Annotated in this window: 15 protein-coding genes and 1 riboswitch; of the genes, 14 read left to right on the top strand and 1 reads right to left on the bottom strand. The window is 48.2% G+C overall.

What is annotated here, in order from left to right:
• The first annotated feature begins 49 nt into the window (after positions 1–49).
• From C1714_RS12875 to C1714_RS12855, 5 genes are all read left to right on the top strand, one after another.
• Entirely contained in the window at positions 50–841 is a 792-nt protein-coding gene (locus C1714_RS12875) for a prepilin peptidase (protein WP_102343607.1), read from the top strand.
• A gap of 4 nt (positions 842–845) precedes the next feature.
• Entirely contained in the window at positions 846–2,192 is a 1,347-nt protein-coding gene (locus C1714_RS12870) for an MATE family efflux transporter (protein ID WP_102343606.1), read from the top strand.
• Complete coding sequence (locus C1714_RS12865; protein ID WP_102343605.1) at positions 2,185–2,865, top strand: HAD family hydrolase; 681 nt, start codon at positions 2,185–2,187, stop codon at positions 2,863–2,865. Before C1714_RS12870 ends, C1714_RS12865 begins: the two co-directional genes overlap by 8 nt.
• A gap of 16 nt (positions 2,866–2,881) precedes the next feature.
• Positions 2,882–3,664, top strand: a complete 783-nt coding sequence (locus tag C1714_RS12860) for an aldose epimerase family protein (protein WP_245305142.1) — start codon at positions 2,882–2,884, stop codon at positions 3,662–3,664.
• Positions 3,665–3,709: 45 nt separating this feature from the next.
• A riboswitch (FMN riboswitch) is annotated at positions 3,710–3,825 on the top strand.
• 57 nt (positions 3,826–3,882) lie between these two features.
• Entirely contained in the window at positions 3,883–4,479 is a 597-nt protein-coding gene (locus C1714_RS12855; protein ID WP_102343603.1) for an ECF transporter S component, read from the top strand.
• Between the two features lie 5 nt (positions 4,480–4,484).
• Here the strand turns inward: C1714_RS12855 and C1714_RS12850 are convergent, their stop codons facing one another.
• A complete protein-coding gene (locus tag C1714_RS12850) occupies positions 4,485–5,519 on the bottom strand; it encodes a 3-deoxy-7-phosphoheptulonate synthase (RefSeq protein ID WP_245305141.1) in 1,035 nt (344 codons plus the stop codon).
• 70 nt (positions 5,520–5,589) lie between these two features.
• On the opposite strand from C1714_RS12850, the gene C1714_RS12845 reads away from it, so the two are divergent.
• From C1714_RS12845 to C1714_RS12805, 9 genes are all read left to right on the top strand, one after another.
• On the top strand, positions 5,590–6,582 hold the full coding sequence (locus C1714_RS12845) for an RluA family pseudouridine synthase (protein WP_102343602.1): 993 nt from the start codon (positions 5,590–5,592) through the stop codon (positions 6,580–6,582).
• Between the two features lie 19 nt (positions 6,583–6,601).
• Complete coding sequence (locus C1714_RS12840; RefSeq protein WP_102343601.1) at positions 6,602–7,138, top strand: hypothetical protein; 537 nt, start codon at positions 6,602–6,604, stop codon at positions 7,136–7,138.
• Between the two features lie 81 nt (positions 7,139–7,219).
• The gene (locus tag C1714_RS12835) at positions 7,220–7,849 is read left to right on the top strand and encodes an HAD family hydrolase (RefSeq protein WP_102343600.1); all 630 of its coding nucleotides are present in this window, start codon (positions 7,220–7,222) and stop codon (positions 7,847–7,849) included.
• Entirely contained in the window at positions 7,846–8,973 is a 1,128-nt protein-coding gene (gene rlmD, locus C1714_RS12830) for a 23S rRNA (uracil(1939)-C(5))-methyltransferase RlmD (protein ID WP_102343599.1), read from the top strand. Before C1714_RS12835 ends, rlmD begins: the two co-directional genes overlap by 4 nt.
• A 370-nt stretch (positions 8,974–9,343) precedes the next feature.
• On the top strand, positions 9,344–10,951 hold the full coding sequence (locus C1714_RS12825) for a restriction endonuclease subunit S (protein ID WP_167850070.1): 1,608 nt from the start codon (positions 9,344–9,346) through the stop codon (positions 10,949–10,951).
• A gap of 12 nt (positions 10,952–10,963) precedes the next feature.
• A complete protein-coding gene (locus C1714_RS12820; RefSeq protein ID WP_102343597.1) occupies positions 10,964–11,590 on the top strand; it encodes a hypothetical protein in 627 nt (208 codons plus the stop codon).
• Between the two features lie 12 nt (positions 11,591–11,602).
• On the top strand, positions 11,603–14,023 hold the full coding sequence (locus tag C1714_RS12815; protein WP_102343596.1) for an N-6 DNA methylase: 2,421 nt from the start codon (positions 11,603–11,605) through the stop codon (positions 14,021–14,023).
• Positions 14,016–15,506 (top strand): type I restriction-modification system subunit M, encoded by a 1,491-nt coding sequence (locus C1714_RS12810; protein ID WP_102343595.1) that lies wholly within the window; start codon positions 14,016–14,018, stop codon positions 15,504–15,506. The genes C1714_RS12815 and C1714_RS12810 overlap by 8 nt, the downstream gene beginning before the upstream one ends.
• Entirely contained in the window at positions 15,499–16,623 is a 1,125-nt protein-coding gene (locus C1714_RS12805; protein WP_102343594.1) for a restriction endonuclease subunit S, read from the top strand. The genes C1714_RS12810 and C1714_RS12805 overlap by 8 nt, the downstream gene beginning before the upstream one ends.
• The last annotated feature ends 40 nt before the right edge of the window (positions 16,624–16,663 follow it).

The raw sequence follows: 16,663 nt of genomic DNA, 5'->3' as shown, positions 1-16,663 counted from the left end.
TATAGAAAAATGTGAGGCAGTATTTCAAAGAAAAAGGAGAGATTGATCAATGGAAGTTGAACTGTCGGCCCTGACCGTCCGGGCGATTCTGTTTTTTACCCTGGCAGGAAGCGTGATGGGAAGCTTTGCCTGCTGCGCCGCCGTTCGCATAGTGAAAGGAACGTGTTTTTACAGAGGACGAAGTGTCTGCGATCATTGCGGCCATGCGCTTGGCTGGTATGATCTGATTCCGCTGTTCAGCTATCTTTGCCTGAAAGGGCGGTGCCGATATTGCGGCGAAAAGATTTCATCTGCTTCCTTTTGGGCGGAGCTTATTTGCGCAATTGTGTTTGCGGTTCTTGTTGTCCGCTTTGGTTTTACGAAGGAAACAGTCTGTTATGCTTCGGCCGCGGTAGTTCTTTTGACTGCGTCTCTGGTGGATCTTGCGTCCTTCATCATCCCGGATGGCTGCGTTATCATTCTCATCCTGCTGCGGCTGCTGTACTTTTTTGCGGCAGCTTCCTGGAAACAGATGCTGGTGCAGGGAATTATCGGCGGCGTCCTGGTCTTTTGCGTGATGTATTGTTTTTCGCAGCTTTTGAACCGGATCTTGAGGCAGCCGGCACTGGGCGGCGGAGACTTGAAGCTGATGCTTGCCATGGGATTCTATCTTGGCCCGCTGCAGATCTGGGCAGCATTATTGGCGGCATGCTTTGCGGGGGTTGTGTCTGTTTCTTTGATACGTCAGCGCAAAATACCGTTTGGACCTTCGTTATCTTTCGGGATGATGTTTGCGCTGCTGGCTGGGGAGCAGCTCATGGCCAGGTGCCTGCATTACGGCGCATTCCTGGTGCTACAATAGCCGAATGGACAGCCGGGAAACAACGACATTAATGACAGTAGGGGATTATCGGAAGAAGCTTCTTCTTTTTACCATCCCTCTTTTTATCGGCAATCTGTTTCAGCAGCTTTACAATACGGCGGATTCTCTGATTGTCGGAAATTATCTCGGCGCCGAAGCGCTGGCGGCGGTGAGCAGCGTAGGGTCGCTGGTCAATCTGTTTACGGGCTTCTTTCTTGGCTTTTCTACGGGAGCGGGCGTCATCATTGCGCGCCGCATCGGAGCCAATGACGCGCAGCGTACCGAAGCTGCGGTTCATACGGATACGGCGCTGGCTTTGTTTTTCTGCGTATTGATGACGGCGGTCGGCGTCATTTTTGCGCGGCCGATGCTGGTGGCCATGGGGACGCCGGACAATGTCCTTCCTCTGGCGACGCGGTATCTGACGATTTACTTTGCGGGCATCAGCGGCCTGATTCTGTATAATTTTTTTACGGGGATTCTGCAGGCGGCAGGGGATGCGAAACATCCACTGTACTATCTGATCTTCTCTTCGCTATTGAATATCGTGCTGGATATTGTTTTGATCCGCGTCTACGGCATGGGGGTTGAGGGAGCTGCCTATGCGACGATCTTTGCGGAAATCCTGACGTCCGTTCTTGTGATGCGGCGGCTGATGCGGTCTGATTCGCTGGTGCATCTGGATCTTCGGCGGATCCGCTTTGACCGCAGTTCTCTGCGGCAGATCCTGAACTATGGTTTTCCGGGTGCGCTGCAGGGCTGCGTGATTGATTTCTCCAATATTCTGATTCAGTCCTATATCAATAGTTTTGGTTCTTCGGCAATGGCAGGCGTCGGTGCCGCTGTTAAGGCGGAGGGCTTTATCTTCCTGCCGATTACGTCGTTTGCCCTTGCGTTAACGACCTATGTGTCACAGAATATGGGCGCAAAGGAATATGAGCGGGTGCGGAAGGGAATCCGTTTCGGGACAGTGACGGCGATCCTGGTAGTTGAGGTGCTCGGGATTTTGTATTTCCTGTTTGCCGGCCCGGTCATTTCAATCTTCAGCAGTGATCCTCAGGTGATTTTCTATGGCGTGGGCCGCAGCCGGGTGACGTCGCTGTATTATTTTCTGGTTGGTTTTTCGCATATTGCCAGCGGCATTCTGCGGGGGCTTGGCAGGCCGCGGACGCCGATGGTTGTGATGCTGGTGTGCTGGTGTCTGGTCCGGGTTGTCATTTTGTTTACGCTGGGCAGGGCGGTTCATGTGATTGAGCTTGTTTACTGGATTTATCCGTTTACGTGGGCATTGAGTTCGCTTGTGTTTTATCCATGTATCCGTAGGGCGGAAGAGGAGGAGCTCCATGCCTGATTCAAAGACGGGAGTTGTGTTTGATTTCAATGGGACGCTGTTTTTTGATTCGCCTCTGCATGTGATTGCCTGGGACGAGACGGCGCAGGCGATCGGGGCGGGACATGTGGATGCCCACACGATGGCGACGGTATATTCCGGTCTTCCCAACGCGGAGATTTTGAAGCTGATGAAGCCGGGCATGGACGATGCCTTCTATTCCCACTGGTCCAGGTACAAGGAGGCAGCCTATCGGGATGCGGTACTTCAGATGCCCGGTGGCGCGAAGCTTGCGCCGGGGGCCGTCGAGCTGTTTGATGCGCTCAAGGACCAGAAGGTTCCGTTTACCATTGCCAGTGCCTCGATTATTGAAAATATCCGTTTCTTTGTTGAGGTGTTTCATCTTGATCAATGGATGGACCCGGACCTCATCGTCTATGATGATGGCAGCTACCGCGACAAGACGGCGATGTATGAGACGGCATTCCGGCGTCTGGGGGTCGAGGGGGCCTATATCTTTGAAGATGCGCTGGCCGGTCTGGATGCGGCATCGAAGGTTGCCGGCGCAAGGATTTTTCTGATTGATTCGCCGGCGATGCGGCCGTATGTGCGTCAGTATCCCTCGTGCATCGGGGCGGTTCATGACTTTTATGAAGGCAGAAAGCGGCTTGAAACGGAAGGGCTGCTTGCATAGGAAACCAGGAGGAGATATGAGCGAATTCACAATTACCAATGATGCAGTGACACTGAGCGTCAGTACGAAGGCGTCAGAAATCCATGCGTTTCACAAGAACGGTGGACGGGAGTGGATGTGGCAGGGGGATCCGCAATTCTGGTCCGGCCGCAATCCGACGCTGTTCCCGCTGGTTGGATCGACGTATGACAAGAAACTTCACATCGACGGGAAGACCTATGCCATCGGCAACCACGGGTTTGCGCGTCATTCGGAATTCACCGGATCCAAGCTTGATGATGCGACGATTGAAATGGTGCTGCGGGACAGCGAAGCGACGCTTGCCCAGTATCCGTTCCATTTCGAATTGAAGAACAGCTACCATCTTTCGGGATCTACGGTAACGATTACGACGACGGTGCGCAATACGGGCGATGTGGATCTGCCGTTTGGGCTTGGCTATCATCCTGCCTTCAATGTGTCTGATTTTGATCGTTATGTCATTCGCTGCAAAGCCAAGGGCGTAGAGGATAAGGTTATTCTTCTTGACCGTGAGGCGCTGGAGAAGACGATCATTCTGGATCAGCCGGTATATACGGACTATGAGCTGAGCGATGGGACGGAAGGCCTTTCGGTCCATGCGGAAGGCTATCCGTGGGTTGCCTTCTGGAGTCCCAGGGCGCCGTTTGTATGCATCGAGCCATGGTATACGCACACTGACTTTGAAAAGGTGGACGTTCCCTTTGAAAAACGTGAAGGGATCCGCAAGCTGGCGCCGGGTGCGTCATGGTCATCGGTCTACAGTATTTCGCTTCTGTAATCACTTTGCTTTACATTTATTTAAGGGGTGCTAACATAACTTCAGATAAAATCTCAGGGCGGGGCGTACTTCCCCACCGGCGGTATACCCCGCGAGCCGTTACGGCATGAGCTGGTGTAACTCCAGCGGCGACAGTAAAGTCTGGATGAAAGAGATGTTTGATCTACCCGGAGGCTTTATCCTATTGCCTCCTTTTTTGTGGGGCCAGGGAGAAAACCATGACAACAGCTTCTAAATCTTCCAATCGTACTCGTGTTCTTGCAGTAACCGCAATTCTTTCGGCAGTGGCATTCGTGCTTCAGTATTTTGAGGTTCCTGTGCCTCTGATGCCGAGCTTCATTAAGCTGGACTTTTCGGATATGCCGGCCTTGATCGGTGCCTTTGCGTACGGGCCTGTTTGCGGCATGGTGACGGAGGTTGTGAAGAATCTTCTGCACTGTACGGTGTCACAGTCGTTCGGTATCGGTGAAATATCCAATGCGCTTCTGGGAATGGTGTTTACCGGTGTCGCAGGTCTGGTCTATCGGAACCATAAGACGAAAAAAGGCGCCGTTACCGCTTCCTTTGCGGGAGCTGCGGCGATGGCGCTGTTTTCCTTTCCGTGCAATCTGTTCCTTGTGTATCCGATCTACTACAACTTCATGCCCAAGGAGACGATTCTTGCGGCTTATCAGCTGATTCTGCCGTCGGTCACGAGCATTGAGCAGAGTCTGCTGATCTTCAATGTTCCGTTTACGTTTATCAAGGGAATGATCGATGTTGTGATTACGTTCCTGATTTACAAGAAGATTTCTCCGCTTCTGCACAAGGCCTGAGGTTGTTACAGCAGATCGGCAAGATCGTAGATGAGCTTCTCACTGTCCTCGAAGCCAAGGCACGGGTCTGTAATTGATAGTCCATACGTGTCTCCGCCCGGGTGCTGGCATCCTCCGAGAATGTAGCTTTCAATCATCAGGCCCTTGACCAGCCTGGCCAGATCCGGATTGCAGTGGCGGCTGTGCATGACATCCTTGGCGATGCGGATCTGTTCACGGGGCTTCTTGCCGGAGTTCGCATGGTTGCAGTCGACGATGACAGCCGGATTCTTGAGCTTCATTTCGGCATACATCTGATTGATCAGCTGCAGATCTTCATAGTGATAGTTGGGCTTCGTGTTGCCGAGGTTGTCCGTATAGCCGCGCAGAATGGCGTGGGCATAAGGGTTGCCGGTTGTTTCCGTTTCCCAGCCGCGGTAAATGAAGGTCTGCGGGTTCTGGGCCGCAAGGATGCTGTTCATCATGACATCGAGCTGGCCCGAGGTCGGATTCTTCATTCCGGCCGGGATACCGACGCCGCTGGCTACCATACGGTGCTGCTGATCCTCGACGGAACGGGCGCCGACGGCAACGTAGGCGAGAAGATCCGATAGATAGGCATGATTTTCGGGATAGAGCATCTCTTCGGCGCAGGTAAAGCCTGTTTCTTCGACGACCCGTGTATGAAGGTGGCGGATCGCTACGATCCCGGCGTACATATCTTCCTTCTTATGGATATCGGGCTGGTGAAGCATCCCCTTATAGCCGATGCCCTTGGTGCGCGGCTTGTTGGTATAAAGGCGCGGGATCATCAGAATCTTGTCCTTGACCTTTTCCTGGACGATTGCAAGCCGGTGCATGTAATCAACGACGGCGTCTTCGCGGTCAGCAGAGCACGGGCCGATGATCAGAATAAAACGGGGATCCTTTCCTTCAAAGATCGCGGCGATTTCTTCGTCGCGTTTTTCTTTGATTGCTTCAATTGCAGAACTTACCGGAAAACGCCGCTTCAGTTCCTCGGGCGTCGGCAGTTCCTGTACATATTCCATCTGCATGTGCATCTGTTCATTTCTCCTGGTGTTCGTGCAAATGGTACCACAGCAGGAAACGGTCTGCTAGAATGAGGAGGCTATGAGGAACGAGAGAACAGGAAAAAGCAGGAAACCAAAAGACACAGGCCGCGCACGGCCTCAGCGGCGTCCGCGGATGGAATATACCTATACATTCGTCGTGCCGCGTAGTGATACTTTGCTGGAGTTTCTTCTGAATAAGATCCACGGGATGTCGCGCAACAGTGTGAAGTCGCTGCTGAGCAGTCATAAGGTTCTGGTCAACGGTCATTCGGTGACGCAGTTTGACTTTCCTCTGGCCAAGGATGATGAAGTGAAAATTGCCCGTAATCCGGTTCATGAGGAGCCGCATAAGATTGGTGCAGAGATTACGCACGGTTCGGGTGAGACGATCCGCTTCAAGTCGTTGATCCTGTATGAAGATGATGCCTTTCTTGTGATCAATAAGCCGGCCGGGATGCTGGCGGTGGAAAGTGATACGGTTCGCTACAGTGCGTTTTATCGTGCTCTGGAGTATCTGAAGTCGAAGGATCCTAAGAGCCGGCCGTACATTCTGCACCGGATTGACAAGGAAACTTCAGGGGTTCTGGTGTTTGCAAAGGATATTCAGATCCACTCGATGCTTCGGATGCATTGGAATGAAGATGTTTCGCTGCGTGAGTACTATGCGATCGTGAAGGGATGCTTCGAAGAGAAGGAAGGTACCTGGGTTGCTTATCTCAGGGAGAACGAAAATCATCTTGTCTATGTGAGCCATGACCGTAATGGCAAGAAGTCGGTGACACACTATCAGGTGGTTGCGGAAAACGGTGAATATTCGCTGGTGCGGGTGACAATTGATTCGGGACGGAAGAATCAGATCCGTGTCGTGATGGCGTTCCATGGTCATCCGGTTGTCGGGGATGATAAGTATGGGGACGGCAGTGATCCGATCGGCCGGCTTGGTCTCCATGCCAGTGAGCTGGATTTTGAAAACCCGAAGACGCGCGAGATATTGAAGGTGAAGGCTCCGCTGCCGAAAGAATTTCAGACAATGTTCCAGAATGTGATTTGATGGGAGATGCGAATCGTTGATGAGACAGAGTAAGAAATTGATTGGGTTTGTGATGTGCCTCAGTCTTCTGTTGAGCGGCTGTGGAGGTAAGATCGGCAGTCAAGTGAGTGAACTTCTGAATCAGTATATCGGACCGGAGTATTATGCCCGCAAGGCGGCGGAGGCTTCGGCATCGGCTGCCGCAGCGGCAGAAGCCAGCGCCCCGGCAGATACGATTCCTTCTTCGGATGATAAGGAAGAAGAATTGGCGACCGATGTGGAGACGTCGCCCTGGGAAGCAGTAGACGGCGTTCTACCGAAGGATATCATTGGACGGATTACGATTGTTGGTGACAATCTGAAGATCCGTCAGTATGGCGGTACGGCTGCGCTGCTGGTCGGCTATGCGCATAAGGGTGAGAGCTATCTCTGTTCGCAGATCTACATGGATGGCTCGGGCAACAAGTGGTACTGCATCGGGCGCAACATGTGGCTGCTGGTGGTCAATATGGATGATATTGACTATGAGAAGGTCACCGTTACAAAGACAGCTTCAACGCCGTCAACAAACGGCTGATGGACAGCGGCAGGAGAGATACCTGCCCTGTTTTCAGAAACGAACGATAGGCAGCACAGGGAATGTGACAGGAAACGAAAGATGAAGACAATACTCTGGGATTATAACGGTACGATTCTCGATGATGCGCAGCTGACGCTGGACGTGGAGAACACGCTGCTGAAAGAGCGGGGAATGAAGGGGAACTATTCAATGGATGCCTACAGGCATCTGTTCTGTTTCCCGGTTCTTGATTATTACAGAAAGCTTGGCTATACGTTTGAGACGGAGTCGTTTGAAGAGGTTGCCGAGGAGTTTCACCGTCTTTATGCGGCCGGCTTCTCAAAGTGCGGCTGCGTCGATGGTGTCAGGGAAAAGCTGGCGGAATCAAAGAAAAAGGGTTATCGCAACGTCATTATTTCGGCGAGCCGTCAGGATAAGCTGGAGGAACAGATTGAGAGCCTTGGTCTGCGTTCGTATTTTGCGGATCTGATCGGAATCGACAATCTGCTGGCCGGCTCCAAGGTGGAGCAGGCAAAGGCCTGGATGTCAGAAACCGGTACCGATCCGGATACATGCCACATGATCGGTGATACGCTTCATGATCTGGAGACGTCGATGGCGATTGGCGTCCATGACTGTACTCTGGTTGCCCAGGGACATCAGGCATATGATGTACTCAAGGATCGCTGGCCCAATACGGTGCACACAATGAGGGAGGTTGTTCTATGAATCCATGTCCATATCGGAAACAGTGCGGAAGCTGCTCGGGGATGAATGAGGAATATGACCTTACTCTGAAGAGAAAGCGCGAGGAGGTTCGTCAGCTGACGGGGACGCAGATGGTGGAGCCGGTAATCGGAATGAAGGATCCCACTCACTACCGTTGCAAGGTGTTTGCGGCCTTTCATAAGAACCGCCGCAATCAGATGACGGCAGGTATGTATGAAGAAGAAAGCCATACGGTTGTTCCGGTGATTGACTGTGCCATTCAGCATCCGCTTGCGAACAAGATTCTGCAGCAGATCTGCCATATCGCCGACAGTATGCACCTGGATGCGTATGACGAGGATCGCGGAACGGGGACGCTGCGCTATGTATATATCCGTGTTTCCCATGCGCTGAACAAGGCGATGGTTGTGATCGTGATCGGTTCGCGTGAGCTGCCCGGCTCGCGGTATTTTGTGCAGCAGCTTCATCAGCACTGTCCGGATGTTTCGACAATCGTCCTGAACTGGAACCATGGTTCGAATTCGATGGTGCTGGGGCCGAAGTTCAAGACGCTGTGGGGCCCGGGGACCATTGAGGACAGGATCGGTGATGTCCGCTTCCGTATTTCGCCGCAGTCCTTTTATCAGGTAAATCCCGAGATGACGCAGGTGCTGTATCAGAAGGCACTGGAGATGGCAAAGATCAAGGAGACGGATACGGTTCTCGATGCCTGCTGCGGCATCGGTACGATTTCTCTATTGGCGTCCAGGCAGGCGAAACAGGTGGTTGGTGTTGAAGTGAATGCGATGGCGGTTCAGGATGCGATCACCAACGCCAGAATCAACGGGATTCATAATGCAAGATTCTATGCTGCAGATGCCGGAGAATATCTGGAAGAGTGCGGCGAGACGTTTGATGTGGTGCTGATGGATCCGCCGCGCAGCGGTCTGAGTCAGCAGTTCTGTGATGCACTTCTGAAGATGAAGCCGCAGCGGGCTGTGTATGTTTCATGCAATCCGGAAACGCTGGGAAGGGATCTGAAGATTCTTGGCAGCGGATACCAGGTGAAGAAGATCGTACCTGTTGATCAGTTCCCCTGGACGAAACATGTCGAGACTGTTGTTATGATGTCAAGAGCTGAATAGGAAAAGTATAGAAATCTAGGGCTTCCGGGAATATTCGTAACAACCAGGTGGATGACTGATAGCAACGAATGACCTGCTTTTTCTGCTTTCAGGAACTGATCAACCGCAAAATCGATAGGAAGGTTAGAGGCTATAAGATGAATTTCGGCAGGCTTGTGACTACGGGATTGCTGAGAAATCAGATCCTCCTTAAGGGGCGAATTGAAGATTGGTGGTAAACAGGAGCGATACAGTATCGGTGCTGTATCGCTTTATTTTCGCTTAATTTAAATTTGGTATTTAAATACCAAAACAATTGACATAAGAATTTTAAAATGATATTCTACAATTGCCAAGAGAGAATATCTATCCGATTATGGGAGGAATAAAGATGAAAACGACCTCGGAAAACAAAATGTGGGCTTACATGAATGCGCTTCGCGAAACGATGGTGCCAGACAGTATTCTGGAAAGCCTGCTCCTTATTTCGGAAGTTAAATCGAGGAGCACAGGTGAATTAACTAAAGAGATCGCTTACCAAGAGATGCTTGGGGCGGCGGACACATTACATATATTAAATCCGTTCAAGGATGAAGATCAGTTCTTTGAGGCATATCGTGTTCTTGAGAATGACATAGTGGAAATGGACTGGGAAATGGCTTTGTATCAGGACCAAACCTATGCACGTCGGGGTCAGTTTGTTATTCCGGAATGCCTTCTTAATGAAATGAACGCACAAATCAAACCTGATGCAAAGACGATCCTTATTGCTGATGGCGAGCGCTTTGTGCCGAATCTGACAAAGTTCGTTGAAAAGCATTCTGATTGTTCAATCACTGTAACTACCCAGAATGCCATTTATTCTGAAGCACTTAAAAAAGCGTTATCTCAGTATGGCAATGTAAAGGTACAGATTGACAGCATATATACTGAGAAGTTCTTACCAGAACAGTTTGATTTCATTCTCTCGATGCCTGCGTTTGGATTGCGTGGTTTAGCAAGCGGCTCAGAGCACTTCATGTGTAAAGAGTTCGAGATGATTGCGCTAGAAAATCTTCTGCTGCACATGAGCCCAAGCGGAACCTTGGCCATTATCATGCCAGGGAAAGTTACCTTCGCTGGCGGCTCAATAGCTGCGTTGAGAAACTTCATTACGCAAATGTATAAGCTAGAAATGATTGCGGAACTTCCAGATGGAATTTTCCAAGGTACCGGCATTAAAACATATCTGCTTGTTATCTCAAGCGGCCGCACAGAAGATGTCGATATTTGTCGATATCGTGCAGTAGATCAGGGCAACAGGAGAGATCAAATAAAGCAGATTGAAAAGTCAGATGATACGTTTGTTCTTCAGGATGAAATCGCAGGTGCTCCTGATTGGAATGTTGATCGTTTTTTTCGGCAGCAGAATGAGGAATTCCTGAAGTTTGAATCCTCTGCGACGAGAAAGATAGCTTTGGGCCAAATTGCGGAAATCTTCCGTGGAAAATCTGTAACCAAGAAGGACGACAGCGGTGATATTGGCGTTGTTAATATTTCAAATATTAGAGATTACGATATTGATTATGACAACCTCGACAAGATTAATGACGAGGACAGACGAGTTCAGAAATATATCTTGCAGGAAGGGGATGTTCTGCTACCAGCAAGAGGAACAGCTATACGGACTGCTATCTTTCATAAACAGAGTTATACCTGCATCGCCTCATCAAACGTGATTGTGATCCGTCCGAATCAGAAAGAGCTGAATAGTGTCTACCTAAAGATCTTTCTGGATAGTCCAATCGGGCGGAGTATTATCGCAGGCCTGCAGCAAGGAATGACAATCATTAATGTGAGCTACAACGATCTGAAACTGATGGAAGTTCCATCCCCATCAATGGAAGAACAGGAAAAAGTGGCCAAGGAATACAGCGAAGGTTATGCCGAGTATAAGAAAAGCATATCTGAAGCGGAACAGCGCTGGCAGCGGATTCTCGATAAAGTCCAGAAGTTCTAAAAGGAGAGCGCCATGACGAAAATGTATTACATAACGGATACAAATGGAAATTATTACAAGATTGGCGCAAACAGCAATCTCGTAGTAGCGAAAAATTCTGATGAGGCAACACTTTTCACGCTAAAGCAGGCAAATGAGCGAATCGGTTCCGGCCGAAAATCCAGATTCTACGCCCTCGTTGAAATCGAAGTTGATGATGTGCAGACTGCTTACAGCGCTCCGGAATATGACCACATCACAAAGCCGACAATGTTTGACAGTATGGATACCGACTGGGAACAAACACTTTCTAAGCTCTGCTATATGAGTGCTCATATCGCCGAGTATCAGAGAAACCTGAATTTGATGCTTTCTGATGTTGATAAAGAGGTTTGTGATCTGCTTCACTACCTGGAGCTTAACGAGCTCACTGATGACGAGATGCTAAGGACAGCAGAAATGCTGCAGGAGCGTAGACGGCATCGGCGCGTAATCAAAGACGAGTTGGAAAAGACTGATGTGATGAGATCCACATTTTTGGACAAGCAGTTTGATATCAAAGTCCATCGGGGCCTCTCACAGATTGAGCATATGAAGGATAGAGTTTACGCACCGCGTAGACTTTCAGAACTGTTTGAGCAGCATGCGGCGACGGCATAAAGGAGAAGAATCATGCTTGGAGCAATTATTGGAGATATTGTCGGATCTCGATATGAGAGGCATAACCACAAATCTAAGGACTTTGAATTCCTTACCTATAAGTGTTCACCGACAGACGACAGTATCCTGACCCTAGCAATAGCAAAGGCTATTTTACAGAGCAAGCCAGACCATAGTGATCTTTCTGAAAAGACTATTCTATCCATGCAGCAACTCGGAAATCTGTATCCGGACGCCGGGTATGGTGGCGAATTCCGGGAATGGTTGAGATCGACGGATCCGAAGCCCTATGGAAGCTATGGTAATGGTGCTGCAATGAGAGTAAGTGCAATAGGATTTGCAGCAAAAGATCTGGATGACGCAAAGCACATGTCTAACTTGGTAACCCGAGTCACACATAATCATCCGGAAGGGTTGAAAGGTGCGGAAGCTACAGTAGTTGCTATTTATTTGGCACGTACTGGAAAAAGCATGCTTGAAATCAGAGATGTTATTGACCAAGAGTATTACCCGATGAATTTCACCCTGGATGGGATCCGGGATACTTATCGGTTCAATGAAACATGCCAAGGAACCGTGCCCCAGGCACTAATGGCTTTCTTCGAATCTAAGAGCTTTGAAGATGCCATTCGCAATGCGATCTCGATCGGTGGCGACAGCGATACGCTTGCATCCATTACAGGTGGGGTTGCAGAAGCATACTATGGGATTCCTTCAGAGATTAGGAAACATTCGCTGACATTTCTTGATGAAAGGCAGCTCAAGATACTTACGGATTTTGAAAATAAGTACGAGCCAGTCATGGAAAAGAATGTTGCTAAAGATACAAATATTCCTGTACAGCGGAAAGGAGAAGTCAAAGTGGAAGGTAATACGAGGGAAGAACTGATGGAGTCTTCAATGGATGCAGTAGATCAGGATGTTTTGAACGCTGATTCCTCATCTGAGGAAATCTCTAGTCAGCAGCTTTATCGCCACCTTTATGCGGCTTGCGATATCCTGCGTGGACCTATCAATCAGGATGAATATAAGAGCTACATCACACCGATTCTATTCTTTAAAAGAATCTCAGACGTTCATGATGAAGAATATGCGGCTGCGCTTGCTGCTTCCGGTGGAGATGAGGAATATGCAAACTTCCCGGAGAATTATAGCTTTGTGATTCCGGATGGCTGTCATTGGAATGATGTTAGAAATACTACGACAAACGTTGGCAAAGCAATCGCGAAAGCCATGACAGGTATAGAACGTGCAAATCCGGAAACGCTTGGAGGCTTGTTTTCTAGTTTTGATGATGCTGACTGGACCAATAAGAATGTTCTCGATGATGATCGCTTGAAAGATCTTCTTGAACATATGTCCAAGATCACTATTGGAAATAAGAACTACTCAGCGGACGTGATGGGGGATGCATACGAATACCTTATCAAGAAGTTTGCGGATCTGTCCAAGAAGAATGCTGGGGAATTCTACACACCAAGGACTATCGTAAGATTGATGGTTATGCTGCTAGATCCAAAGCCCGGTGATACGGTATATGATCCCGCATGCGGAACTGGAGGAATGCTTATTGAGGCAATCCACCATATTCATGATGACCAGCTGACTTACGGGAGAATTTTTGGTCAGGAGAATAACCTTACAACATCCGCCATTGCACGAATGAATCTATATCTGCATGGCGCAAAGGATGTGAAGATTATGACCGGCGACACGCTTCGTGACCCGCAGTTCCTTTCTGGCGACAAGTTGCGCACTTTTAACTGTGTTCTTGCTAATCCTCCCTTCTCACTTAAACACTGGGGTGCAACAGCGTTTGAAAATGATAAGTACGGAAGAAATATCTGGGGATGCCCTTCTGATAATAACGCGGATTTTGCATGGATCCAGCACATGGTTTCATCAATGGATTCAAAGAATGGAAGAGTCGCTGTTGTCCTTCCGCAGGGTGTCTTGTTCCGTGGTGGAAAAGACGGAAAGATGAGAGAAAAACTCGTCGAATCTGGTCTTGTCGAAGCTGTTATTACCCTTAAGGGTGGGATATTCTATGGCGCCGGTGTATCAGCATGCATCCTGTTCTTAAAAAAGGATAAGGAGAAAGATCACGTTGGACGGGTCTGCATGATCGATGCCAGCAATATCTACACTGCTGCAAGAGCGCAGGACTATATGTCAGAAGAGAACATTGAAGAAGTGTACAAATTGTACACTGATTACAAAGACGTCATAGAGAAATGTAAGATCGTCACGAATAGAGAAATCAGTGACCACGATTACACTCTTGCTGTCAATTCTTATATTGAGAAGAAACCGGTGGAGACTGTCCCGCCAGAAGTCGTGAAGAAACAGTATTTCCAAGCATACCAGAACGCATTGGATGCCGAGAAAAAACTGAAAGATTTGCTTAAAGAGGGAGGATACATTGATGAGTAAGATATCGCTCGATGAGCTTGAGAACTATTTATGGGGAGCAGCCGTGTTATTACGGACCCATATTGATGCCGGTGAGTATAAACAGTACATCTTTCCTCTGCTTTTCTTCAAGCGTTTGTGTGATGTATACGATGAAGAGAATCAGCAAATTTTGAAAGAGTATGGGGAGGAAGCCCTCTCTTTTGAAGAAAACCATAAATTTATCATTCCCAAAGGTGCTCACTGGAATGATGTCCGCAATACAACACAGGATGTTGGAAAAGCCATCGTAAGTGCTTTTCGCGCAATCGAGAGAGCAAACTCTGAAAAACTAACTGGGATATTCGGCGAGGGGGCGTGGACTAACAAAAATAAATTTCCAGACACCTTGCTGAAGGATCTATTGGAGCATTTTAGTGAAAAAACTTTATCTCTTGCAAATTGTCCGGAGGATGAATTGGGTCAGGGATATGAATATCTTATCAAGAAATTTGCAGATGATAGTGGCCACACGGCTCAGGAGTTCTATACAAACCGTACTGTTGTCCATCTGATGGCAGAAATACTGAAGCCTCAGCCAGGTGAGTCTATTTATGATCCGACGTGTGGCAGCGCTGGCATGCTGATTTCTTCAATTTCATATTTGCAGGAGCATAATCTTGAATGGAGAAATGTTTCGCTTTATGGGCAGGAAATCAATGCACTTACAGCTGCTATTGGTCGAATGAATCTTTTCCTTCACGGTATACAGGATTTTCATATCGTAAATGATGACACTCTTGCAAGACCGGCATTCCTAGAGAGTGGGAAGTTGAAACAGTTTGATATCTGTCTCGCCAATCCACCATATTCGATTAAGCAATGGAATAGAGATGCGTTTGAAAAAGATCCATATGGGAGGAACTTCTTAGGGACGCCTCCGCAGGGCAGAGCCGACTATGCCTTCTTCCAGCATATTATCAAGAGTCTTAAAAAGGATACCGGACGCTCCGCGATTCTCTTCCCGCACGGAGTATTATTCCGTAATGAAGAACGGGATATGCGAGAAAAGCTCGTAAAAGGAGACTATGTGGAATGCGTAATCGGTCTGGCTGCGAATCTGTTTTATAACTCACCAATGGAAGCATGCATCGTGATTTGCCGGATGACCAAGCCAAAGGATCATGTTGGAAAGATTCTGTTCATCAATGCTGTGAATGAGGTCACGAGAAAGAATGCGCAAAGCTATCTCGAAGATCAGCATATTAAAAAGATCGCAGAAGCCTATGAGAAATACGAGGAGATCGAGAATTTTTCTAGAGTCGTGACTGTAAGAGAAATCAGCGAAAATGACTACTCGCTAAGCATTCCGTTATATGTGAAGCCGGAAATCAATGAAGACGAAGAAGATACCAGACCCCTCGAAAGCATTTATGAATCATGGGACGGAAGAACCAGACGCGCATTCAGTTACTATAAGGCGCTGAATGAGATGATAAGCAAAGGAGCGGCAGAAGATGAATAAAGTATTACTCGGCGATGTCGCTGAAGAAGTAAGGGAAAATTACAAGGAGACTAATGGTAATCCAGCTGTTGTAGGTTTGGAGCATTTGATCCCGGGTGAAATCCGTTTAAAGGATTGGAGTGAGGATATCAATACGACATTTACGAAGACATTTCACAAGGGACAGGTTCTTTTTGGACGCCGGCGTGCATATCTGAAGAAGGCAGCAGTTGCGCCGGTGGACGGAATCTGTTCAGGAGATATTACTGTTATCAGTGCCAAGCCGGATAAAATTCTGCCAGAGCTCCTTCCGTTTGTTATACAGAATGATGACTTCTTTGATTTTGCTGTCGGAAAATCTGCTGGTTCCCTATCACCACGTGTGAAATGGTCAAGGCTTAAAGAGTATGAATTTAATCTGCCAAGCCTGCCACAGCAGAGAAAATTAGCAAAACTGCTCTGGAGCTTCGTAGATGCAAAAGAGGCATATGAAGATCTGATTCGTCAGACGGATGAGCTGGTCAAATCTCAATTTATCGAGATGTTTGGCGATCCGCTATCGGATTACTACGAAGATGAATCTGCTGTGCTATCAGCGGTCTTTGAAAAGCCACAGTCAGGTGAATGGGGAAACGATGATATAGATGGCAATGGCGTTTCAGTGTTACGTACAACAAATTTCACTGACGACGGGTATATAACCTACGAAGATGTTGCAACAAGAGATATTGATAGGGATAAAGCGAAGGACAAGTTTCTTCAACCTGGAGATATTCTCATTGAGAAATCAGGTGGCTCCGGGGATAAACCTGTAGGGCGTGTTGTTCTGTATGAGCGAGAACCGAACAAGTACCTCAACAACAATTTCACCGCAAGGCTTCATCTTAACGGCAAATACAACCTGAGCAGGCTTTACACATTTTACTTTATGTTTGTGAATTATAAGCGGGGAGGGACAAAGCTTTTTGAAGGGAAAACAACTGGCATACATAATCTTCGACTTGATGAGTATTTGAAAAATACAAGTATTCCAATTCCATCAGCCGAAAAGCAGAATCGATTTGTGAACCTTGCTCAACAGAGCGATAAATCAAAATTTATACTTCAACCTATGCCTAAAAAATTGCTAACGAGCTAGATGATATAAAAAGATATTAAAGGCCAGAAACCACTTATAC

This window comes from Galactobacillus timonensis, from assembly GCF_900240265.1.
GTDB classification, from domain to species: domain Bacteria; phylum Bacillota_I; class Bacilli_A; order Erysipelotrichales; family Erysipelotrichaceae; genus Bulleidia; species Bulleidia timonensis.
Note: the sequence above shows the minus strand (reverse complement) of the source record. Positions and strands in the feature narration are given on the sequence as shown.